The organism is Flavobacterium sp., from assembly GCF_027484945.1.
GTDB lineage: Bacteria > Bacteroidota > Bacteroidia > Flavobacteriales > Flavobacteriaceae > Flavobacterium.
The window spans coordinates 26,952-51,013 of record NZ_JAIXRZ010000033.1 but is presented as its reverse complement, the minus strand read 5'-3'; the positions used below and the strand labels follow the sequence as shown (position 1 = coordinate 51,013).

23 protein-coding genes are annotated in these 24,062 nt (G+C 37.7%); 9 read left to right on the top strand and 14 right to left on the bottom strand.

What is annotated here, in order from left to right:
* From Q0039_RS05560 to Q0039_RS05550, 3 genes are all read left to right on the top strand, one after another.
* A partial coding sequence (locus Q0039_RS05560; protein WP_297510347.1) for a gliding motility-associated C-terminal domain-containing protein occupies positions 1 to 1,888 on the top strand: 1,888 nt, incomplete at its 5' end.
* A gap of 32 nt (positions 1,889 to 1,920) precedes the next feature.
* Positions 1,921 to 2,844 carry a type IX secretion system membrane protein PorP/SprF gene (locus Q0039_RS05555; protein ID WP_297510344.1) on the top strand — a complete coding sequence of 308 codons (924 nt, stop codon included), beginning with the start codon at positions 1,921 to 1,923 and terminating at the stop codon, positions 2,842 to 2,844.
* Between the two features lie 22 nt (positions 2,845 to 2,866).
* Positions 2,867 to 4,735, top strand: a complete 1,869-nt coding sequence (locus tag Q0039_RS05550) for an OmpA family protein (protein ID WP_297510341.1) — start codon at positions 2,867 to 2,869, stop codon at positions 4,733 to 4,735.
* Positions 4,736 to 4,949: 214 nt separating this feature from the next.
* Here the strand turns inward: Q0039_RS05550 and Q0039_RS05545 are convergent, their stop codons facing one another.
* The 3 genes from Q0039_RS05545 to Q0039_RS05535 all read right to left on the bottom strand — a co-directional run bounded on the left by Q0039_RS05545 (position 4,950) and on the right by Q0039_RS05535 (position 7,002).
* A complete protein-coding gene (locus Q0039_RS05545) occupies positions 4,950 to 5,357 on the bottom strand; it encodes a hypothetical protein (RefSeq protein ID WP_297510338.1) in 408 nt (135 codons plus the stop codon).
* 113 nt (positions 5,358 to 5,470) lie between these two features.
* On the bottom strand, positions 5,471 to 6,490 hold the full coding sequence (gene pheS, locus Q0039_RS05540; RefSeq protein WP_297510335.1) for a phenylalanine--tRNA ligase subunit alpha: 1,020 nt from the start codon (positions 6,488 to 6,490) through the stop codon (positions 5,471 to 5,473).
* 155 nt (positions 6,491 to 6,645) lie between these two features.
* Positions 6,646 to 7,002, bottom strand: a complete 357-nt coding sequence (locus Q0039_RS05535) for a hypothetical protein (protein ID WP_297510332.1) — start codon at positions 7,000 to 7,002, stop codon at positions 6,646 to 6,648.
* A gap of 101 nt (positions 7,003 to 7,103) precedes the next feature.
* Between Q0039_RS05535 and Q0039_RS05530 the strand changes: the two genes are divergently transcribed.
* Positions 7,104 to 7,604, top strand: a complete 501-nt coding sequence (locus tag Q0039_RS05530) for a CvpA family protein (protein ID WP_297510329.1) — start codon at positions 7,104 to 7,106, stop codon at positions 7,602 to 7,604.
* Here Q0039_RS05530 and Q0039_RS05525 read toward each other — a convergent pair.
* The 8 genes from Q0039_RS05525 to Q0039_RS05490 form a co-directional block, all read right to left on the bottom strand.
* On the bottom strand, positions 7,601 to 8,350 hold the full coding sequence (locus Q0039_RS05525; protein ID WP_297510326.1) for a tetratricopeptide repeat protein: 750 nt from the start codon (positions 8,348 to 8,350) through the stop codon (positions 7,601 to 7,603). The two genes, Q0039_RS05530 and Q0039_RS05525, sit on opposite strands and share 4 nt — an antisense overlap.
* Entirely contained in the window at positions 8,347 to 10,098 is a 1,752-nt protein-coding gene (locus tag Q0039_RS05520; RefSeq protein ID WP_297510323.1) for a BatD family protein, read from the bottom strand. The genes Q0039_RS05525 and Q0039_RS05520 overlap by 4 nt, the downstream gene beginning before the upstream one ends.
* Positions 10,099 to 10,112: 14 nt before the next feature.
* The gene (locus Q0039_RS05515; RefSeq protein ID WP_297510320.1) at positions 10,113 to 10,847 is read right to left on the bottom strand and encodes a tetratricopeptide repeat protein; all 735 of its coding nucleotides are present in this window, start codon (positions 10,845 to 10,847) and stop codon (positions 10,113 to 10,115) included.
* Positions 10,834 to 11,880, bottom strand: coding sequence for a VWA domain-containing protein (locus tag Q0039_RS05510; protein WP_297510315.1), 1,047 nt, complete (start codon positions 11,878 to 11,880; stop codon positions 10,834 to 10,836). The genes Q0039_RS05515 and Q0039_RS05510 overlap by 14 nt, the downstream gene beginning before the upstream one ends.
* Before the next feature lies 1 nt (position 11,881).
* The gene (locus Q0039_RS05505) at positions 11,882 to 12,883 is read right to left on the bottom strand and encodes a VWA domain-containing protein (RefSeq protein WP_297510312.1); all 1,002 of its coding nucleotides are present in this window, start codon (positions 12,881 to 12,883) and stop codon (positions 11,882 to 11,884) included.
* Entirely contained in the window at positions 12,876 to 14,543 is a 1,668-nt protein-coding gene (locus Q0039_RS05500; protein ID WP_297510308.1) for a hypothetical protein, read from the bottom strand. The genes Q0039_RS05505 and Q0039_RS05500 overlap by 8 nt, the downstream gene beginning before the upstream one ends.
* Entirely contained in the window at positions 14,544 to 15,413 is an 870-nt protein-coding gene (locus Q0039_RS05495) for a DUF58 domain-containing protein (RefSeq protein WP_297510305.1), read from the bottom strand. It lies immediately after the preceding gene.
* A gap of 97 nt (positions 15,414 to 15,510) precedes the next feature.
* Positions 15,511 to 16,515 (bottom strand): MoxR family ATPase, encoded by a 1,005-nt coding sequence (locus Q0039_RS05490; protein ID WP_297510303.1) that lies wholly within the window; start codon positions 16,513 to 16,515, stop codon positions 15,511 to 15,513.
* A gap of 163 nt (positions 16,516 to 16,678) precedes the next feature.
* Between Q0039_RS05490 and Q0039_RS05485 the strand changes: the two genes are divergently transcribed.
* Genes Q0039_RS05485 through Q0039_RS05465 form a run of 5 tightly spaced genes read left to right on the top strand, consistent with a single transcriptional unit; the run spans position 16,679 to position 20,614 of the window.
* Complete coding sequence (locus Q0039_RS05485; RefSeq protein ID WP_297510301.1) at positions 16,679 to 17,548, top strand: aldo/keto reductase; 870 nt, start codon at positions 16,679 to 16,681, stop codon at positions 17,546 to 17,548.
* A 51-nt stretch (positions 17,549 to 17,599) separates the two neighbouring features.
* A complete protein-coding gene (locus tag Q0039_RS05480) occupies positions 17,600 to 18,748 on the top strand; it encodes an ATP-binding protein (RefSeq protein WP_297510299.1) in 1,149 nt (382 codons plus the stop codon).
* Positions 18,745 to 19,485, top strand: a complete 741-nt coding sequence (locus Q0039_RS05475; RefSeq protein WP_297510297.1) for a metallophosphoesterase family protein — start codon at positions 18,745 to 18,747, stop codon at positions 19,483 to 19,485. The genes Q0039_RS05480 and Q0039_RS05475 overlap by 4 nt, the downstream gene beginning before the upstream one ends.
* Positions 19,486 to 19,543: 58 nt before the next feature.
* The gene (locus Q0039_RS05470) at positions 19,544 to 20,038 is read left to right on the top strand and encodes a DUF6646 family protein (RefSeq protein WP_297510295.1); all 495 of its coding nucleotides are present in this window, start codon (positions 19,544 to 19,546) and stop codon (positions 20,036 to 20,038) included.
* A 3-nt stretch (positions 20,039 to 20,041) separates the two neighbouring features.
* Positions 20,042 to 20,614, top strand: a complete 573-nt coding sequence (locus tag Q0039_RS05465; protein WP_297510293.1) for an alkylphosphonate utilization protein — start codon at positions 20,042 to 20,044, stop codon at positions 20,612 to 20,614.
* A gap of 86 nt (positions 20,615 to 20,700) precedes the next feature.
* On the opposite strand, the gene Q0039_RS05460 is transcribed toward Q0039_RS05465, so the two are convergent.
* The 3 genes from Q0039_RS05460 to Q0039_RS05450 form a co-directional block, all read right to left on the bottom strand.
* The gene (locus Q0039_RS05460; RefSeq protein WP_297510291.1) at positions 20,701 to 22,254 is read right to left on the bottom strand and encodes an aldehyde dehydrogenase family protein; all 1,554 of its coding nucleotides are present in this window, start codon (positions 22,252 to 22,254) and stop codon (positions 20,701 to 20,703) included.
* Between the two features lie 55 nt (positions 22,255 to 22,309).
* Entirely contained in the window at positions 22,310 to 22,843 is a 534-nt protein-coding gene (locus Q0039_RS05455) for a 3-hydroxyanthranilate 3,4-dioxygenase (protein WP_297510289.1), read from the bottom strand.
* A gap of 62 nt (positions 22,844 to 22,905) precedes the next feature.
* Positions 22,906 to 24,012 carry an endonuclease/exonuclease/phosphatase family protein gene (locus tag Q0039_RS05450; protein WP_297510287.1) on the bottom strand — a complete coding sequence of 369 codons (1,107 nt, stop codon included), beginning with the start codon at positions 24,010 to 24,012 and terminating at the stop codon, positions 22,906 to 22,908.
* Positions 24,013 to 24,062: the final 50 nt, after the last annotated feature.

Here is a 24,062-nt window from a genome sequence, read left to right as displayed (position 1 = left end):
GACAGTTCCATCAGGCGCTACAGATCCAGGCAATGTCGCTTCATTTGCAACTCAAATTGTAGGAACGTATAGTGTAGTAATTACGAATACAGCTTCTGGATGTTCAAGTAATGCTGCAAATGGAACAGTTACTGTGAATCCAAATCCAACGGTGACAGTAAATAGTTCAACTATTTGTCAAGGCCAATCGGCAACAGTTACTGCTTCACCGGGAACTAGCGTAAACTACACTTATGTATGGACAGTTCCATCGGGCGCTACAGATCCAGGCAATGTTGCTTCATTTGCCACTCAAATTGCTGGAACGTATAGTGTGGTAATTACAGATACTGCTTCTGGATGTACAAGTAACGCGGCAAACGGAACGGTAACTGTGAATCAAAATCCTTCGGTTACAGTAAACAGCTCAACCGTTTGTCAAGGCCAATCAGCTACTGTAACGGCAACACCTGATACTACAGGTTCTTATACGTATGTTTGGACAGTTCCAACAGGCGTAACCAATCCAGGCAATGTTGATTCATTTACAACAACGATTGCAGGAACGTATAGTGTTATTATTACCAATACAATTTCAGGTTGTACAAGTACAAGCGCTAGTGGCAATGTAACTGTAAATCCAAATCCAACAGTTACTATATCGAATGTTTCTACTTGTAATGGAACCAATGCAACAGTTACTGCTTCACCGGGAACTAGTGGAAACTACACTTATGTATGGACGGTTCCATCGGGCGCTACAGATCCAGGCAATGTAGCTTCATTTGCCACTCAAATTGCTGGAACGTACAGTGTAGTTATTACAGATACTGCTTCTGGATGTTCAAGTAATGCGGCAAACGGAACGGTAACTGTGAATCAAAATCCAACGGTAACCGTAAATAGTTCAACGGTTTGTCAAGGCCAATCGGCTACTATAACTGCAACTCCGGGTACAAGTGGAACTTTCAGCTATGTTTGGACAGTTCCAAACGGTGTAACTAATCCGGGCAATGTAGCTTCGTTTACAACGACAGCTGCGGGTACTTACAGCGTTGTAATTACCAATACGGTTTCGGGTTGTACAAGTACAAGTTCAAGCGGTAATGTAACTGTAAATGCGGCTCCAACAGTTAGCGTTTCCAATGTTTCGATATGTAATGGAACCAATGCAACGGTTACTGCAACTTCAGGAGCAACAGGAACCTATACCTATGTATGGACGGTTCCATCGGGTGCAGCAAATCCAGGCAATGTAGATTCATTTACTACTACTGTTGCTGGAACGTATAGTGTAGTAATTACAGATACTGCTTCAGGATGTTCAAGTTCAAGTGCTTCAGGTTCAGTTGTATTCACTCCATCATTTAGTTTTGATATCGAATCAGGTTGTCAAGGAAATAATTACATGTTAGAAGTAAAACCAATAAATGGTACATTTGACATCGCTACGGCGCAATTCAATTGGGAAATTATCAATGGAACAATTGCTACGCCTGTGGGAACTAATGATGCGACATTCAATGTTACTGACTATTTAAATTCTACACCTTTGGTTGAGAGTTTGCCTTTAACATTTGGTGTAACGGTAACAAATCAAGATGGATGTACACAATACAATACAGTTGTTTTAACTTCAATTTATTGTGGTGTTCAAAAAGGGATTTCACCAAATGGTGACGGCTTAAATGATTACTTTAATTTAGAACAAATGAATGTGAAAAATTTAGGTATCTTTAACCGATTTGGCACAAAAGTGTACAACAAATCTGGGTATACTAACCAATGGATAGGTCAATCCGATGACAATAATGAATTGCCCGACGGAACCTATTTTTACGTAATCGAATTTAATGATAATCAACCTACCAAAACAGGTTGGATTTACATCAACAGAGAGGTGAAATAACAAACAAATAATAAATGATAAATTTCTAAACAATGAAAAAATTATATTTCCTAACCGCTTTTGCTTTCCTGACGTTTTTGGATGTTAGCGCGCAACAAGACCCCAACTACACTCAGTACATGTACAACATGAGTGTGATTAATCCCGCTTATGCCGGCTCTAAAGAATCGATGTCCGGAGGTTTGTTATACAGAAAGCAATGGGTTAACATTGAAGGTTCACCAGAAACCGCAACATTTTTCTTACACACTCCAGCGGGTAAAAATGTTGGATTAGGATTGTCTGCCATCAATGATAAAATTGGTCCAGTTGAGGAAACTAACGTATATGGAGATTTCTCTTATACTTTAAATTTAGGTGGTGAAAATCGTTTGGCCTTTGGTTTAAAAGGAGGTGCTACATTTCACAAAGTAGGATTATATTCTGATATTGGAAATGGTAATGTTCCTGACCCTAACGACCCTGCTTTTAGTCAAAATACCAATCGAACATTTTTAAATATTGGTACAGGGGTATTTTATTACACCAATAAATATTACGTTGCATTATCTATTCCAAATATGTTAAAATCTAAATATTTGGATTTCAATGGTAGACAATTTGGTACCGAAACAATGCACTACTTTTTAACAGGAGGATATGTGTTTGATTTAACAGATAATGTAAAATTCAAACCATTTGCAATGGTGAAAACGGCCTTTAACGCTCCAGTTTCATTTGATTTGTCTACTAACTTTTTGTTTTATCAGAAATTTGAAATTGGCGCTACTTATCGAAAAGAAGATTCTTTTGGCGCAATGGTTAACTATGCAATTACGCCCAATCTAAGAATTGGTTATGCTTACGATCAAGTTGTATCTGATTTGAAAGTAACTACTCCATCTTCACACGAGGTATTTTTATTATTTGACTTGAACTTCCCGAAAAAAGTTTCGCAGTCTCCACGTTATTTCTAATCTAATTAAACCCAATTTCACAATGAGAAATCTATATATAGCATTAAGTTTTGCAGCGATAAGCAGTTCCATTTGTGCGCAAAATAATGATACAAAGGCGGCTGATAAATTGTATAATCGTTTTGAATATGTAAAAGCAGCAGCTGAGTATCAAAAATTAGTTGATAATGGGAAAGCTGATGGTTATGTTTATAAACAATTAGCAGACATTTATTTCAATATGTTCAACACAGCAGAGGCAACTAAATGGTATGCGCGCGCTGTTGAAACCGATCAAGACGCAGAAACCTATTACCGTTATGCACAAATGTTGAAAGCTAATGGGAAATATGAAGATGCCAACAAACAAATGGCTAAGTTTGCTTCATTAGCTCCAAATGATCAGCGAGCAAAGACATTTAAAGAAAACCCTAACTATGTTCCTAAGATTTTAGGAAAACGTGTAGAATATACTGTAGACAACACAACGTTAAGTTCTGACAAATCTGAATTTGCCGCTGTTTTATATACTAATGATGTTTATTTTACAAGTGCACGCAATGGTGCACGCAAAAACTATGGTTGGACAGACGAGCCATTTCTAGACGTTTACAAATCCGTTCGTTCTGACAACGGGACTCTGGCTGAACCAACATTGGTAGCAGAAATAAATACTAAATTCCATGACGGTCCAGTTACAATAAGTGCCGATGGAAACACGATGTATTTTAGTTCGGATTCTTTCCGTGAAAAATCATTTGAAAAAGATAAATCAAACCATTTGAAATTGAGTAGAAATAATTTGTTTATTGCTACAAAGACCGGAGAAACTTGGGGGAATATCAAATCTTTACCTTTCAACAGTAAAGAATATTCTACTAGCAATCCATCGCTAAGCCGTGATGGTAAAACTTTATATTTTTCATCAAACATGCCCGGAAGTATAGGTGGTGTTGATATCTGGAAGGTGGCTGTTAATGCAGATGGGACATTCGGTACTCCTGAAAATTTAGGTGCAAATGTAAATACAGAAGGCAACGAAAGTTTCCCATTTATTGCAGATGATAATACAACATTATATTTTGCTTCTAGCGGAAAACAAGGTTTAGGTGGTTATGATGTATACATGATTGATTTGGCAAAAGGTACTGCTGCCGAAAATATGGGCAAACCAATCAATACCGAAAAAGATGATTTTGCTTTTACATTCAACAAAGACAAAAACACCGGATTTTTATCAAGTAACCGTAATGGAAATGACGATATTTTATCTGTAACACCAATTTGTGGTGTAGATGTTATGGTTGTGGTAACCAATGCAAAAACGGGAGAAATTCTAGCAAATGCTAAAGTTGCAATTTTAGACGATAAAAATAATGTAATTGCTACCGAAATTTCTAATGATAAAGGTGAGGTTTCGTATCGTGTAGAATGTGATAAAACCTATACAATTCAAGCTTCTAAAGATGGATTTGAAGGAAATGCATTTCCTGTTGGGAAAAGCAAAGGACCAAAAACCAACGTAAAAGCACCACTTAACCCAATAGAAGTTATTATTACTGAAACCGAAGTTATTTTAAATCCGATTTTCTTCGAATTTGATAAAAGCAATATTACACAGCAAGGCGCTTTTGAGTTAGACAAATTGGTTCAAGTGATGGTAAATAATCCGAATATGGTTATTTTGGCTAAATCACACACGGACCGTAGAGGAGGTGATAAGTATAACATGATTTTATCTGAGCGTCGTGCACAAGCCACGGTTCAATACATTATCTCTAAAGGTATAGATGCATCGCGTATTTCTGGAAAAGGAATGGGTGAAACAGAACCAAAAGTCGTTTGTGATAAATGTACTCAAGAAGAACACGCACAAAACCGTCGTTCAGAATTCTTGATCGTGAAAAAATAAACAAAAAGACGAATAGTTAAAAAGACAGCTCATAAAGCTGTCTTTTTTGTTTTTAGAAGCTGTTGATGTAAATTCAAGGAAATGCAAGTAACAAAAACAAACGCGCTTAAAACGGCTTAAATTAAGTTTTTTGTTAGCCCTTTGGATTAAAAAAGTTCAATTGGTTATCAACGGTATCTAATTGTTTACAGCCAAAGGTTGTCAGCAGGTTCAATTATTTCACTACCACACCCCGTTTCCATAGAATAGGCACTTCTTCGGTGGCCTTTTCATTAATAGTGTTTTTACGGAATATGAATTTTTTATCATACAGCGTATTCCCAATAAAATAGGTCACCATAAATTCATTATTCAAGGCCAAAACACTTTTTTCTACTAGCTCTATTTTTACAGCAGAAATTGCAGGAATTGTAACATAGGCATGGCGTAAAATTGAAGTTTTTTTCATTTCACCATCAAGGGTTCCAAATGCTTTTGATACGACCATTACACTTTCTAAATCATAGTCGGAATCATTAATTAAAAAGACATACCAAACCATATCCATAAACTCGTCATTCCACTCTTGAACTGCTGCCAAGAATACATTTTCAACTTTAGGGATTGTAATATCTGCTTTCATCTGCTTTAATTCTTCGATTGAATTCAAAGGAAATCATCGAAGAGGGAGGGTAATTGGTTTAATTCTATTTTACTGTAAAAAAACCGCAATCCTATCAAGACGCGGTTTTCTATTTATATACTCGATTTAAATTGCGTTAAAAACCGGACATCATTTTCATAAAACATGCGAATATCGCTTATTTGATACAACAACATCGCAATGCGTTCTATTCCCATACCAAAAGCAAAGCCATTATATTCATCGGGGTTTATTCCACAATTTTTCAAAACATTAGGATCCACCATACCACAACCCATAATCTCCAACCAACCGGTTCCTTTGGTAATACGGTAATCGGTTTCGGTTTTTAAACCCCAATAGATATCAACTTCTGCACTTGGTTCTGTAAATGGAAAATACGAAGGGCGAAGGCGAATTTTTGATTTTCCAAACATTTCTTTAGTGAAATACAAAAGGGTCTGTTTTAAATCGGCAAATGAAACATCTTTGTCAATATACAACCCTTCTACTTGATGAAAAATACAATGGGATCGCGAAGAAACCGCTTCGTTTCGGAAAACGCGACCCGGCGAAATGGTTCGAATGGGAGGCTTGTTGTTTTCCATATAACGTACTTGAACCGAAGAAGTGTGGGTGCGCAACAATACATCGGGATTTGTTTGAATAAAAAATGTATCCTGCATATCACGCGCCGGATGGTATTCAGGCAGGTTTAATGCCGTGAAATTATGCCAATCATCTTCGATTTCAGGCCCCTCAGACACATTAAAACCGATGGTAGAAAAAATATCAATAATTTGATTTTTTACTAATGAAATAGGGTGTCGCGATCCTATAGGGAAGGGTTCTCCGGGACGAGTTAAGTCGCCATACAATCCTTTGGACTCTTCTTTGGACTCCAATTCTTCTTGAATGGCACGTACCTTTTCTTCAGCAACCGTTTTTAGGGTATTGATGACCTGTCCAAAATCCTTCTTTTGGTCATTGGGAATATTTTTAAACTCATTAAATAGTTCTTTTAATAATCCTTTACTTCCTAAATATTTGATGCGAAATGCTTCCAACGCTTCTTTGCTCTTGTCGTTAAAAGCTTCAGCCTCTTTAATATGTTGCTTTATCTTATCAATCATCGTCATTCAATTGAGGTACAAAAATAGAAGTTTTCCGTTATAATTATGTCTATTCTGATGGGTTTTCACTTGATTTATTTGTAAGCCAAAAGTATTTTTCATTGGCTTTTTTTGATCAAGAAGCATTCACAAATGGAACGGTAGCGATTTAAATATTAATCAATCAGTCCATTTTCTAAAAAATAGCCTACTACGGCTTCTTTCATTAATACGGTTTGTTCTCCCGCTTTTAAGGGAGGTAGAGCTTCTTTTGCTTTGTAATGGGGCCACCCGTCACGGTCAACATATTCAAATTCGTAATAACCATAGGGCATTAATAAACGGCAAATAGCAATATGCATTAAGTTTACTTTATCATCCTTTTGGAAGGTTTGGTTAATTTTTCCCAATTCTTGAATCCCAATCAAATAGATAATTGAATCCAAATCCAATGGGTCTCCTTCTGCAAAACGATCTGAAAGTAATTTAACCACGGTATCCCATCGGGACTTTAATTGTTCGTCTCTTGACAAAGTATTTGGTTTTAAATGAAAGCTAATCCGTACGACACTTTTAGCAAGGGACAAAGATACTAACTTATATTTTCTCCTATATTTGCCAAAAAATAAAAATCATGATTGTATTTGATCTTTTGGTATTAGCTGCCCTCCTTTTTTCAATGTTTAAAGGGTACAAAAACGGAATTTTAAAGGAAATTGCGGGCATTTTAGGTTTTTATATTGGTGTATATGTTGCCGTCAAGTTCGGTCCAATAATCAATGAAATGCTCGGAATTACCGCGGTATCTTCAAAAATGTTGACCCTGGTGGTGCTTTTTATTGTTATTTTGATTGGAGTAAATATTACTGTAAAGTTAGGCTCTAAATTTTTAGATTTATCCAAAATAGGCCCCTTAAACAACACATTTGGCGCTTCATTTGCCGGGTTACGCACCTTTTTAATGTTGGGCTTTTTTTTCAGTTTATTTTTAAAAGCGAATGAAAAAGTATCTATTTTAACCCCAGAACAAGTTAATTCTTCCAATGTTATCCAACCCATTCAGTCCACAACGATGGAAATGGTCCCTGTAGTTAAAAATCTATTTGATACAGTTAAAAAAGAAATTGGCGCCTAAGGATTCAGTTCTTTTACCGCATTCAATTCAATCCAACCTGTTTGCTCGTCGGTTAATTTGACTAATAACCATTGTCCGCTTTTTTCAGTAATATAAACTTTGGCTCCTTCGCGAAGTTTCAATAAGGAACCAGATTGATAAGTTGGTAATCTGTGAACACTTGTATTATCTTTAAATACAATCGCAGGATGCTCATTTCGAATATAATTTCGTTGAAAAAATCCAGCAAAAACACTTATTAAAAGTATAAGTACTCCACCGCTCATCAATGCAAAATAAATCCGTTTACGTTGGGTATTCTTTGTTAAATAATACCCTACAAAAAAGAGTAGTACCAAACCTGAAAAAACCACTGATAGGATTGCCCACGACTCATAATGTAATGCTTCTGTGAGGTTGACCATTATTTTTTCAAATCCAACTGAAGGTAAATTGGGAGTAGCGTCTAACGATCGTTTACGTGCAAAATCTAAATTATTGGCAATAGCATCGTCGGTTGGATCCAGTAGATGCGCTTTTTCAAAGGCATATATTGCGGGAGCTATTTGATGTAAATGGTAGTAACAATTTCCTAAATTAAAATGTAATCCAGCCGATTCTTTACCCGACACTAGTATCGCTTCATAGATTTGCGCTGCGCCTGCATAATCTTTTTGGGCATAGCGTTGATTCCCCATTTCTAAGGTTGGTTGGGCTTTTAAGGAAATAACTAGTCCAAAGCATACAACTAAAATCAACTTTTTCATGCCATTTGTTTTTCTAGTTCGGTAATCAATTTTACAGCCGTTTCATAATCATTTTGGATAACGCTAGCCGATGAGGGAGCATACCGCGCAACTTCACAATTTTCGATTAACATAATAAAATCAGCAACTGTACTTGCATCAGCACCTTTTTCATTCATTATTTGTTGAATGGTCTCTTTACGCATCTCTGCAGTTTCAATTCGCAATTTGGCCTTCAGAAAATTATGCAATGCTTTTTCCAAAGCCACATAAAATGCAGCTTTGTCGGATTTATTTTTATCGGCTTCCAATAAGTATTTTTTTGCCAATGCCGAATTTTTACGAATCTGATTGCCCACGATATCTGCCGCATTTTCTTCCATACGTTTTCGAATATATACTGCCATTGGAATCCCTAATAGCGGTAAAAATAAGAGTAGAAAATACAATCTGGAGCCTAAAAAATCTGCAGTTCCAATATCCTTTAATTTGGTATCCGTTTTTAATGGCGCAAAAGTGGGTGCTTTTGCAACCTCGCGGTTATTTTTTCTTTGGCCTTTAGCCTGCAATCCAGGACCATCATTAACCGTTAGTAGAATATCGGGTAATGTAATGGTTTTATACGTTTTGGTTTTTAAATCAAAATAACTAAACGACAATTTTTTGATGGAGAATATGCCTTGTTCTTGAGGAACAATCGTATAACGGTCGGCTATTGTCCCGGTCATACCTTTAAAAGGGGTAACTACATTTTCAATATGTTCTGGATCATAGACTTCTAAATTCGAGGGTAATTCTAAGGCGGGTAATCGGAATAACTTTAAATTTCCTTCCCCCGTTATTTTTAGCGCCAAATCAAATGATTCTCCAAACTTGATGGTATTTTTTTTCGTTAGTGCTTGAAATGAAAATTGACCCACTGCACCCGAAAAGTTTTTCGGTTTGTTGGCTTCAGGAAGGGGTTTTACTTGTATTGTTTTTCCACTCGAAGTGAGGCGCCGTACATCGTCGGTTGTGATCACTTCTCCAAAAATAGTCATGCGTCCAGTTGGTATCCTACAATCTACTTCTAATATGTACGGGTCAATTACTAATTTACCCGCCTTTTGAGGATAAACCACTGCCTTTTTGAGAATAACAGACAAACAACGGTTTCCTTTAAAGACCGTAGTTTCGGGTTCAAACATTGAAATTTCAATATCTTGACTCCAAAAATCGTTGTAGCGCGGTTTCTGTATATCGCGCGCATCACTAATTTCAGTATTAAAATTAAAGTAAAGTTTCTGAACCACTTGTACGGGTTCATTCACATAGGGATTGCTGTTGGATACTTCCGTTACTAAATAAAGGGCACTGTTTTTTGCTACGGGAGCGGTATTGGGATCATTACGTGGATCAATCGCATTGGTAACCTGTACCTTTATTGGATTGGTTCGGTAAATTCGATTATTGATCTCAATCGCTGCCGATTTAATTGTTAAAGTCCCTTTTTTTTCAGGAATTAAAAAATAGGTGTAGGTTTTATTAAAGCTCCCTCTACCATTTACCCACAATTCTCGGATGGATTGCGAGGGTCCCGAAAAAATTTGAAAACCACTGGATTCAAAGTCGGGCGGAACAAAATTATCGCCGTCTTCGTTCATTGTAAATTCGACTCGAACCCTTTCATTTAAGGCCACGGTCGATTTACTCACAGTCGCTTCAAACTTAATTTGAGCCGAAAGTGAAAAAGAAATCCAACAACAACATACGGTTAAAAAGCGTATCATAATTTTAATTCCTGCTACCAATCTTTTTCCGGTTTGCCCGGAGCAGTTTGGGCATTTTTATCTTTTCGTTTTAACTGCACCTTTTTTTCTTCGTTATTGACCGCATCCAATAAATTATCGATCCGTTGTTTATTTTGTCCACTTGGGCGGGGTTGAGGATCGGGTTGTTTATTTGACCCTCCATTGTTTTTGGGATTATTTTCAGGTTTCTTTTTTTGATCTTCTTGATCTCCTTTATTTTGGTCTGGACGTTGATTTTTCTCTTTTTGTTTGCTTTTATCATCCTTTTTCTTACCTCCATCTTCAGGTGGTGGATTTTCTTTATTTTTCTTTTTTGCTAACGCATAATTATAGCGCGTCTGTTCATCTTTAGGATTATTACGCAATGCGCTTTTATAGGCTTGCTCAGCTAAATCGTATTTTTTTTCCAACATTAATGCGTTACCTAAATTGTGATACGCTTTGTGTTTTTCGGTTTTAGATTTGGCTTCTTTTGCCGCTTTTACAAATTTAAACTTTGCTTCACCGGGTTGATTTTGTTTATAAATCGAGGTCCCTAAATTATAAGTTGCACGGGCATTATTTTTCCCGTTTTTGGAAACTGAAATGCGGAAATTTGCTTCAGCTTCAGCATATTTCTTATCGCTATATGCAGCGTTCCCTTCCGACAAATGCTTATCGCGTTCCTGGGCCGATAACCCAGAAAAAAACAGGAGTAGTAACATCCAAAAGGTATTAACGCGCTTCATTTTTTTCATTAAATAAATTCAATTTACGAATCCATTGTGTTTTTCGTTCCGACAGCATCAGATCCAAAAACAAAAAGGCAAAACCAAAGCCCAAAAACCATTGAAATTGAGATTGATAATCTGCCATCATCGCCGAACCATATTCGGTTTTTTCAGTAGTAGCCATCGTGTTTTTTATATAATCTAAAACGGCTTTTGTTGCGTTTCCATCTACATAACCTCCTTTTCCTGTTTGCGCCACTTCGGTTAAGGTTTTGGCATCACGCTTGGTAATGACAACTTGATTGTTTTTATCGCGAAGGTATTTTTCAACCCCATTTTCATTAATTTTTATGGGACCGCCATTTTCAGTTCCAATACCGACCGTAATGATCCGCATTTTTACATCGTCAGCAAGTTCTGCTGCTTCAACGGCATTATTACTATGGTCTTCTCCATCGGATAAAATAATTAATAATTTATTGGTCTTATCTTTTTTAGAAAAATACCGACTGGCCGCCATTTGTATTGCTTGGTCTATGGAAGTTCCTTGTGCAGAAATCATTTCTGGGGACATACTTTGTAAGAACATTTTTGCAACACCATAGTCAGATGTCATCGGTAAAACCGGAAATGCACTCCCCGAGTAGGCAATTATTCCAATTCGGTCACCCTCTAAACGATTAATAACTTGCGAAACGATTTGTTTGCTTTTCTCCAATCGATTGGGAGCGACATCGGTTGCCAACATACTTTTGGAAATATCTACAGCAAACACAATGTCAATTCCACGGCTTTTAACTTTATCAACCCGCGTTCCAATTTTTGGATTGACCAATGCAATGATTAAACAACTTAAACCCAACAAGGACAGTATGAATTTTAAAGTTGATTTAAATGGAGTCCGGTCTGGGCTCAAATAAGAAATCATTTCGGGATTCCCAAATTCCTTTACTTTTCGTCTACGCCAAAAATAGCTGTATAGCCCTAGCGCTCCAAAAATAGGGAGAAGCAACAATCCATAGAAATAAATTTTTTCTTCTAATTCAAACATGCTATATAATGGATCGGTAAAGGGTTTGTCGCAATAGTAATTCTACCACTAGTAAAACCAAGCCTAATACTACAAAAGGACGGTATTTTTCATCAAAATCATAGTATTTTAATTCTTCAATTTCGGTGGTTTCCATTTGATTAATTTCATCATAAATCTGTTCCAATCGACTATTCGAGGTCGCTCGAAAATACCTACCTCCTGTTTTTTTGGCAATAGATTTCATCAAATTTTCATCAATTACAACCTTCATATTTTGATAAATTAAGGTCCCATTTGGACTCATTTCTACAGGAAAAGGTGCCATGCCATTGCTTCCTAATCCTACGGTATAAACTTTTATTCCATATTCACGAGCTAAATCAGCTGCCGTTTCGGGCTCGATAAATCCGGCATTATTTACCCCATCGGTTAATAAAATAATCACTCGGCTTTTAGCTTTACTTTCTTTTAATCGATTGATCGCCGTTGCTAAACCCATGCCAATTCCTGTCCCATCTTGAACTGTTGGGTCATATTGGAGTTCGCTGATTGCTTGTTTTATTAATGCTTTGTCTGTTGTTACGGGAATTTTGGTATAGGCTTCACCTGCATAGACGACTAGTCCGATTCGGTCATTTGGACGGTTATCAACAAATCGATCGGCTACAATTTTCAGTGCCTCCATACGCGTTGGGTTTAAATCTTTGGCCAACATACTACTGGATAAATCGATCGCCATTACAATATCAATTCCACGAGTGGTTTTGGTTTGATTACTAATATCTACGGTTCGCGGTCGTGCTAACGCAATGATGATTAGACTTAAGGCCAAAAGACGAAGTACAATTAAATAGGGTTTCAATCGTGCGCGCCAACTGAGATTGGATTCCAAGCCGTTCAACGAACTCATGGTTAGAGTGGTCGAATACTTTTTACGCTTGCGGTAAAGCCATAATCCAGCTATTGGCAACAAAACCAATAGTAGTAAAAACGCTGGATGTAAAAAACTGACTTTATCCATTCAAATTAAAAATTTGTAGTTTAATTGAACTAAGAATACGGCGCAAGATTTTTTTCCCATAAGGATCACCCTCTTCAAAACTTACGGCAACTTGTTGTAATCCGCCGTTTTGATTGAAAAGAATAATTTCATAATACCTGCGATGAGTCGCACCATTTTCTTTGTTCTCAACCGTCATAGTTCCATGAACGCGGGTTCCTTTTATTCCATCGGCAATTTCAAATTCACCATCCGATTTGTATAAGATGTTGCGCGCACCTTCTGTCTCCCATGATTTTGTTATACCCTCTAACACTTTGTCATAATCTATTTGAGGGGCTGTAGTGTCGGGTTTCGCAGCTGGTGATTTATAATAATTAGTGGCAACATTTACATATAAAGGATCATGGAGGGAACCGCTACTAAACATTCGCATTGCTTTGATTACCGCATAGGTGTTTTTAGGCAATTGTTCGTTTTCAACGCGCGTTAACACTTCAGGGGTTTCCAATTCTACATTGGGATCACCATATTCACTCTTTACCCATGTTCCTTCATACAATTCGCGAGTTGGATTGCCCAAAACAACATCTTTAACATTTTGATATCCAAAAATGGAAATAACGATACCCATGATTAACGCAAAACAACCAATTCCAATCAACGAACCGTAAAGAATTCGCTGCTCTCGTCTCTTTTTTTCCTGTTTTTGACGCGCTAATTCGCGTTGATGTGCATTCCAAGCGTCTAACTCATTGGTCACTTCTGTAGGTTCGGGCAATGCTTCGTGAATGGTAACAATGGCATTAGCAATTTGGGTTTTATCGGCCTCTACTTCCGAAAGCATGGGTTGCTCTTTAGCAAATTTCACTAAATCAGCCTGCCGCAATACACGTTCCAAATTCTGTAAAGTAGCTGCCGAAAGTTGTAGCCGTTTTTGCTGCACCACTTCTTGAAGCGTATGGATTAACTCTGAAGTTGTGCGTTCCATAGCGGGGACTTCTATTTCTTCTTCAATGTAGGTGCGAACAATAGTGGTTAATTGCGAATAAAAATATTTGATTTCTCCCCTTTCAACTAAACTTTGTGCATCTAAATCCATTAACAACTGAGCTGCTTTTTCAATAGGTTTTAGCGGTGTTAATGGGATCGTTTTTTCTTCGCGATTTGATTTTTTACGCAAGCCAATATAGATAGCCAATAGGGCGATAATTAGTAAAACCAAGCTTAACCAAAACCATGGGATTGAAAACTGATTTTCAGAGGGGGTAATGGACTTGATATCATACATTTTTTGTTTTAACGTATCAACCTTTACATTGGCAACTTCAATCTGTAAAGGATTTGAATACACCATGTTTTGATTGATTTTAACCGGTAATTTAGGAAGCGTATAGGTGCCCGAATCAAACTGGGTTACCCCGTATTTTTTGATTAATTCCCAACGGTCATTTTTCTTAATTGTGTCGACGGGGTAAGACGCTAATACTTCAAGACTCCCAAAAGTTTTACCTTTTGGAAAAACGACCTTATCTTTTTGACGCACTTCTGTTTTTAAAGCGATTTCAAATTCGGAGCCTATTTTTTTCTTTAATGAATCTACAGTAGCAGTCACTTTTTGTGCTTGAGCCAATAGGCCAAAGAAAAATACAACAAACCCTATGTATCCTTTGTAATTCATTTATCCTCGCGCTTTAAAATAACCCAAAAGACGGGTTACATAACTTTCATCTAATCGGGTTTGAACGGTTCCCGCGCCGCATTTTAAAAAGACTTCCCGAAAAAACTTTACCCGATTGGCATAATTGCTTTCATACGCTTTGCGAACTTGAATCGAATGCGTGTCAACGACTAGCTGGGTTCCGGTTTCTGCATCGATCATTTCTAGTATTCCTACATCGGGTAAGCGTTCCTCACGATGATCATATACCCGAAATCCAGTCAAATCATGTTTTTTACTGGCGATTTTCAAACTTTTTTCATAATCATCTTCCGTAATAAAATCGGATATCACAAAAACAATCGCCTTTTTTTTCTGAGTAGCCGAAATGAATTGTAGGGCTTGACCGATATTTGTTTTCTTACTTTTGGGCTTGTACTCGATGAGTTCGCGAATGATTCGCAAAACATGTGATTTTCCTTTCTTCGGTGGAATATACAATTCGATTTGATCCGTAAACAAAACTAAACCAATTTTATCGTTGTTTTGTGTGGCCGAAAAAGCTAATGTTGCCGCTATTTCGGTTATCAATTCTTTTTTTAGTTGTTTTTGGGTTCCAAAATTTTCTGAACTTGAAATATCCACCACCAGCAACATCGTTAATTCACGTTCCTCCTCAAATACTTTAACATAAGGCTCGTTGTATCGCGCTGTAACATTCCAATCGATAGCCCGAACATCATCGCCAAATTGGTACTGACGCACTTCAGAAAATGTCATCCCACGGCCTTTAAATGACGTATGGTATTCGCCCGAGAAGATATGATCGCTCAATCTTCGGGTTTTGATTTCAATTTTCCGAACCTTTTTTAAAATTTCTTTGGTATCCATGGATTTGGAGTCGTAAGTCAATGAAGTTGTACGTCAGAAGTTTCAATTACGATATGTAGACTAAACTGCTAACGGTTACTTCAAAAGGTCAACTGATTTATGGCACTTCAATTTCGTTCACAATTTTGTTGATGATGTCTACCGAACTAATGTTTTCTGCTTCGGCCTCATACGTTACACCAATTCGATGGCGGAGTACATCGTGAACAACCGCGCGAACATCTTCTGGAATTACATAGCCACGACGTTTGATAAAGGCATAGCATTTGGCTGCAGTAGCCAAATTAATACTTCCACGAGGTGATGCTCCAAATTCAATTAAGGGTTTTAAGCTTTCTAACCGGTATTTTTCAGGATAACGCGTTGCAAATACGATATCGAGAATGTATTTCTCGATTTTTTCATCCATGTATACTTCTCGCATAACTTCTTGTGCGCGCAAAATTTGTTCGATTGAAACAACTGGTCGAACATCTTCTGTGGTTCCGTTTAGATTTTGACGGATTACCAAGCGCTCTTCATCCATTTTTGGATAGTCAATCACCGTTTTCAACATAAAACGATCTACCTGTGCCTCTGGCAGTGGGTAGGTACCTTCTTGTTCGATTGGATTTTGGGTAGCTAACACCAAAAAAGGTCTGTCTAGCTTGAAGGTCGTTTCTCCAATGGTTACTTGTTTTTCTTGCATCGCTTCTAGTAATGCAGATTGCACTTTGGCAGGAGCTCGATTAATCTCATCGGCCAATACGAAGTTTGCAAAAACAGGCCCTTTTTTGATTGTGAATTCGTTTTGTTTGATATTATAAATCATTGTTCCTACCACATCGGCTGGAAGTAAATCGGGTGTAAACTGAATACGGCTAAACGAACCTTGAACGGCTTTTGAAAGGGTATTTATGGCTAAGGTTTTAGCTAATCCGGGCACGCCTTCCAACAAAATATGCCCTTGACCAAGTAAGCCAATCATCAAACGTTCCACCATGTGTTTTTGACCCACAATCACTTTGTTCATCTCCATTGAAAGCAAATCGATGAAGGCACTTTCTCGCGCAATTTTTTCATTAATTGCTCGAATATCAAAAGACCCAGTATTATCTTCCATAAATCCTATTTTTTTTGCGAATATAAACTATAAATTTTAACCTTTCAAAGTTGAAAATTTAATCTCCAGGCCGATGTTAACAGACCGTTAAAGTTGCCTCATTATTCGGTATTTAAGGCGGTTTTATCATTTTATTTTCGTAATTTTAAGATTTTAAGTTACCATGGAAAATATCCACCTTTCTCCAATTATCGCCGGAACCATGAATTGGGGCGCTTGGGATAAAAAGTATACTACTTCTGAAATGGCTGCGTTAATCTGCGTTTGCGTCGAAAATACGATTACCTCTTTCGATCATGCCGATATCTATGGTGGATATACTACTGAAGCAGAATTTGGGCGTGGTTTTAAATCGAGTGATATTGCGCGCGATCAAATTCAACTGATATCCAAATGTGGAATTCAACATACCCAAGGCCGTCCCAATACTTTAAAACATTACGATTATTCCAAAGACTATATCATTTGGAGCGTTGAAAATTCATTAAAAAACCTTCAAACCGATTATTTAGATGTTCTCTTGTTGCATCGACCGAGCCCACTAATGCAAGCCACCGAAATTGCAGCAGCAGTGGATCAATTAAAAACACAAGGCAAAATTCGCTCTTTTGGGTTGTCAAATTTTACCAGCTCTCAAACGGCATTAATTTGCCAACAAACGGAGGTACATTACAATCAAATTCAATTTTCAGCGACTCATTTCCAACCCATGTTGGATGGTAGTTTGGATTTTATGCAATTGCATTCCATTAAGCCAATGGCTTGGAATCCCTTAGGAACAGTTTATAGAGAAGATATTGAGCAAACCCGTCGTTTAAAAGAAACGTTGACACAACTGGAAGCGAAATATAGTGTAACGGCCGATCTACTGTTGTTGGCTTGGGTTTTAAAACACCCTGCTAGCGTTATTCCTGTTGCCGGTACTGCCGCTATAACACGCATTCGACAATTGATGAAGGCTGTGGAATTGCCCTTGACCGATTTGGATTGGTTTGCCATTTGGACAGCGAGTATGGGGAATAAGGTGCCTTGATTAGTGACTAGTAATTAGTGACTAGTAATTAGTGTTCAGTAATTTAGTTTAATGATAAACAAACGACTTTTAATTCGGAATTTACTGGCTCACAATGATGAGTGTAGTTTCTATGACAAAAAGCGACAGTTGAACTTACACACTAAAGAGGGCAAAGCAAAGTTTTTAAAACATATTTGCGCATTGTCTAATTCTAATCCTTCTAATAATTCATATATCGTCGTTGGGGTTGAGGACGAATCCAATGAAATTGTTGGAGACGATTTTTTTGATGATAGTCATATACAAAATTTGGTCAATGCTTTTTTAGAAAATCCACCAAAGATTCAATATGAGAATGTTCCCTTTCCCAATTTACCCAAAGAACGCGTAGTGGGTTTAGTAACCATCCGGCCAAAATCAAAACCTTCATTCTTTAAAAAGAATATACATACAATCCCAGCACAAACGAGTTTTATTCGTGTAGGGAGCAATTCCATTCCTTCCGAATATAAAATTCCATATTCAAAACAAAATTTAGAAACGGTGTTGCGTATTGAGAATAATTCCCGAAACAGTATTGCACACACCTTGGACAGTGTGATTGATTTTGTAAACAACCGCCATAAAGATATGCCTTCAAAATATAAAGTCTTTAGGGAGTTATTTGTAATCTGTTGGTCAGGTATAACCAAGAAAATACGTGATAAACAATTTTTTTCGCGAGTAGACATTGAATTGGTCAACGAGCAAATCAAATTATTCTATTCGGCTCAAGATGTAGTCACGATTAGTTTCGACGAGAGTTCGTTTACAATCACAGAGTATGTACCCTTGGGATTAAACGATAAAACCAGTTATTACCCTTTAGAAGAACAAAAGCTGACGTTTTTTGATAACGGGTATTATAAAATTGAAACTCAAATGCTTTTTGAGCCACCTCAATATAACCGCAAAATGCTATTTCATATATACAATGCCGGTTTATCTTTGTTGGCGAAAATGCAAAAAGAGATAGCCCTTACAGATCGGGAAAAAAAGGACTTGGAAAATTTACCCTACACCTTAATGCTCTGTTTTTTCAACGGATTTGAAGAAGCTAAACAGAAATTAATAGAAGCGAAGCCTTTATTGAAGCAAACCCAACGGTCAGAAGTATATACCAACTTTAAAGAAGCCATGCGGGTGTTGCGCAAAGTAAAATATAATAAAGATTCATGAGTAGAACGTTAGTTATTGGCGATATTCACGGCGGTGTACGCGCCTTACATCAGGTTTTAGAACGCGCGGCGATACAACCTCACGACACCTTGATTTTCTTGGGGGACTATGTAGACGGCTGGAGCGAATCGCCTGAAGTTTTGGATTTTCTAATCGAATTACAACACCACCAACATTGTATTTTTCTGCGTGGTAACCACGATGAATTACTATTGGATTGGCTGGAATCTCGGAATGAAAATATAGACGAAAGGATGTGGTTTAAACACGGGGGAAAAGCTACTGTTCTAGCTTATGAAAGGATAAGTGATTCGATAAAAAAAGAGCATATTTTGTTTCTAAAAAACCTGCGAAATTATTATTTAGACGAACATAATCGTTTGTTTATTCATGCGGGGTTTACCAACTTGAATGGGGTTCAATATGAGCACTATCCGCGTATGTTTTATTGGGACCGTACGTTATGGGAAACAGCTTTGGCTTTACCCGATACACTGCCTCCTGAGAGCCTATTTTATCCAAGACGATTGAAGCTCTACGCCGAAATCTATATCGGGCATACACCCGTCACCAAAATAGGACAAACCGTTCCCCTGCATAAAGCAGGTATTTGGAATGTGGATACGGGTGCTGCGTTTTCCGGACCATTGACTGTTTTGGATGTAGCAACAAAAACCTATTGGCAGAGCGAGCCTCTAACGCAACTGTATCCTACGGAAAAAGGTAGAAATGAATAGGATTTTGCCTTCAAAAGGTTGTATTTCTTATCTTTGTTTAAAATTCAATATTCAGACTATGAAGCAAATTGTTTTAGGCACTGCCTTATTTTTAAGCTTTTTTATTCAAGCACAGGCATTCAAAGGAAAAGGAGATCTAAAAGGCCAAATTGGTGCTACTTTTCAAGATGCGGCTAATGGAATAGCTGTAACTGCTGATTATGGTGTTGGTGAAAATATTTCGGTTGGATTGATGGCTAGTTATTTACTTAATGCAAATCGCTATTTAATTGCGAAACCTCGTTTTGAAGACCGTTCAGATATCCGTTTGCGATTTAATGCTAATATTGGAAATGTATTTAAATTAGATCCTAACTGGGATGTTTATCCCGGGTTGAGTTTAGGGTTCCGTAATTTTGGTGGACATCTTGGCGCTCGTTATTTCTTCACCAATGGATTTGGTTTGTATACGGAATTCAGTGTTCCACTATCCCGCTATGATACCGATGTAAATGGTTATGAGCATTACAACAATCAATTTATGCTCAATATTGGAGCTTCTTTTACCTTATAGATAATGACACCAATTGAAAAAAAGCTATACGACCGGAGTGGCTCCGTTTGTGAAATTAGTCGCGATACAGAAGATTTAGTTGTTTATACCGTAGTTCCGAAAACTATTGAAAGTTTAGAAAACAGCATTTTGATTTCTAAAAAATTAAAAGACCAAATCGAAAATCCTGAAACAACCGATCCCAACGATTGGCGAGGATTAAGTGATAGTATGTGGAGCGAACATTTACCGGTGCAAATTGTATCCTGGCGGATGCTAGCCCGTTTAAAAAATTTCGATTTACGCGATATGATGTATTTCGATGATGATTCGTTAGCATGGGCAAAAGCCACTGGAGATGGCGAGGAAGACGAAAGCAAAATCATTCACAAGGATTGCAATGGAAATATCCTTAACGATGGCGATTCGGTGGTGTTAATCAAAGATTTAGATGTAAAAGGAGCAAACTTTACCGCCAAACGCGGTGCGGCGGTTCACAATATCAAATTGGTCTGGGACAATGCCGATCAAATTGAAGGTCGGGTCGAAGGGCAACACATTGTGATTCTTACCCAATATGTGAAGAAAACAAAATAATACTTTTCAATAAATAAAAAAAGCGTCCTACGAAATAGGACGCTTTTCTTTTCTATTGCTTATTTCTTCTTTTCTCCAAAAAGAAATTATAAATCAAACTTAATTCCTTGCGCCAAGGGCAAACTGGTCGAATAGTTGATCGTGTTTGTTTGACGACGCATATAGACTTTCCAAGCATCGGAACCCGATTCACGGCCACCTCCGGTTTCTTTTTCACCTCCAAAAGCACCTCCAATTTCAGCGCCCGAAGTACCGATGTTTACATTGGCAATACCACAGTCAGAACCCGCTTGCGACAAGAATGCTTCGGCTTCACGTAAATTGTTGGTCATAATTGCTGAGGATAATCCTTGGGCAACGCCGTTTTGAATGGCAATCGCATCGTTAACATCTCCACTATATTTAAGCAAATACAACACCGGAGCAAAAGTTTCATGTTGCACAATGGCAAATTCATTTTTGGCTTCAGCTATCGCGGGTTTTACATAACAACCACTTTCATAACCGGCACCCGAAAGTACGCCGCCTTCAACCAAAATTTTACCACCTTCAGCCACCACTTGTTCCAATGCTTTATTGTATAAATCAACAGCATGGGTATCAATAAGCGGTCCAACATGATTGTTTTGATCCAGCGGATTCCCAATGCGAAGCTGACCGTAAGCAGCAACTAAAGCATCTTTAACTTTATCATAAATACTTTCGTGAATGATTAATCGACGGGTTGAGGTACAACGTTGACCTGCAGTACCTACAGCGCCAAAAACAGCTCCAATAACGGTCATTTTTATATCGGCATCGGGCGTAACAATGATGGCATTGTTCCCACCTAATTCTAATAAAGAACGCCCCAAACGAGCCGCTACTTCTTGCGCCACAATTTTACCCATACGCGTGGATCCAGTAGCGGAGACTAATGGTACACGGGTGTCGCGGTTTAACAATTGACCAATTGTGTAATCGCCATTGATTAAACATGAAATGCCTTCAGGTAAGTTGTTTTCTCTCAAAACTTCAGCAATAATATTTTGACAGGCTACACCACATAAAGGGGTTTTTTCAGACGGCTTCCAAATACATACATCACCACAAATCCATGCCAAAGCTGTATTCCACGACCAAACGGCTACAGGGAAATTAAATGCTGAAATAATTCCAACTACCCCTAGTGGATGGTATTGCTCGTACATTCGGTGTGAAGGACGTTCAGAGTGCATGGTTAAGCCGTGTAATTGACGCGATAAACCTACGGCAAAATCACAGATATCAATCATTTCCTGAACTTCGCCTAATCCTTCTTGGTAGGATTTACCCATTTCATAGGAAACTAATTTTCCTAGCGGCTCTTTGTATTGACGTAATTTTTCTCCAAATTGACGAACGATTTCTCCGCGTTTAGGAGCTGGCATTAAACGGAAGGTTTTAAAGGCTTCAGTTGCTGCATGGATTGCCTTTTCATAATCTGCTTCAGTTGAGGCTTTTACTTTGGCAATCAATTGACCGTCTACCGGCGAATAACTTTCAATCAATGCTCCCCCCGAAAACCAATTACTTCCTGTTGAAGTTCCTTCATTTACGGCTTTGATTCCTAATATTTCTAAGGCTTCGGTCATTCCGAATTGTTGTGCAATTGTTGACATAAATTTTGGTTTGTTTGTTGGGCGCAAAATTAAGCGATTCTAATGGAAAAAAAAGCTATTTTACAAAATTTGAATTTACAGGCATTTCATAACCGCATTGCGAACATGTGCGAAGTTTTTCAGAGTTGTAAAAAGTAGTAAAATGGGAGAGAAAGTCGTGTTCAATATCGTTTAATTCAAAATAAACCTCATGCAATTTATGGTTACAGTTGTTGCAAAACCATAGGAGTCCGTCTTGATATCCTTGTTTTTCTCGTTTACGTTCAATAACCAAGCCAATAGAGCCCTCAGTCCGCACGGGGGAATGAGGTATTTTTGCAGGAAGTAAAAATAGATCACCCGGACCCAAAGGCATTGCTTTTTTTTCGCCGTCCTCTTGAATATAAACGGTAATTGTTCCTTCCAATTGGTAGAATAATTCTTCGGTTTCATTATAATGGAAGTCATTTCGGGCATTTGGTCCACCTACAATCATGACGATGTAATCTCCAGAATCAACATATAAATTTTTATTGGCTACAGGAGGTTGAAGCAAATGCTTGTTGTCTTCAATCCATTCCGATAAGTTAAAAGGTTTTGCAGTTGCCATAGGACAAAATTTAGAAATTGAAAGGTACAAAATAAAAAAGTCAGCTGTTGCCGACTCTTCATTTATTTTACTTCCCGAACGAGGTATATATACACTGGAAAGTGATCACTATAGCCAATCTCGGTGAGACTGTGACGTAATGGATAACCCTTGTATTGTCCAAAATTTTGTATCATGTAGGGCTTGTTATAAATCCCTGCTTTCCAATATTGGAATTTTTTATAATCCTTATCGATAAATCCCTCCGAAACTAAGATTTGATCAAAAATATCCCCTGCATCCCGGTGAAATAAAGTAGCGTTCCCTTTATAAAACATTTCTTCAAAGGGATTGTAAATGCCTTTTTCTTTAACCTCTTCTTTTTTGCGTTTGGCTCCTATACCTTCTTTTACACTTTTGTTGTATGTGCCGTCATTAAGGTCGCCCATGGAAATGATTTTCGCCTTGGGATTGATAGCAAACAAAGAATCCATAATCTTTCGATTCAATATACCTGCTGCCTCTCGAAATGGTGCACTTTTTTTTTCGCCACCTGAACGCGAAGGCCAGTGGTTGACAATAATACTGACTTCTTCCCCATCTAACAAGCCCGTAACCAATAACTGATCCCGGGTATAAACTCGATCCGATGATTTATCGGTCTCAATTTTGTCATCTGATTCCTCCTTGTCTTTATCCTTATCTTTATCCCCTTTACCCTCCATACTTCGGTAAATATATAAGGGTATATTTACATAACTAGTTGGTTTAAAATGTTTCTTTTGATACAAAAGTGCCACGTCAATACCGCGTTTGTCAGGAGAGTCGAAATGGACAATACCATAGTCTTCTTTAGCTAACAAAGGTTGCTTGACTAGATCTTCTAATACGCCCCGGTTTTCAATTTCACATCCTCCAATAATTACAGGACTATTGTTCCGCTGATCCCCGGTTCCGATTTCTGAAAGAACCCGTGAAAGATTGTGTAATTTTTGTTGATATTTTCTATGCGTCCAATTTTGGGCACCATTAGGCAACCATTCTTCATCATTATTTTCTTGGTTAATCGTGTCAAACAGATTTTCGAAATTATAAAACGCAACCGTATGAAGTTCAAACTTTCCTTGAGCAAATAGCGTGGTTGTTGCTAAAATGGCAAAAACCAACGTAATATTTTTAATTTTTCTCATTATAAACCTTTTTAATTAAAGTAAAGCTTGCGCAAACTTATCGTCAAAAG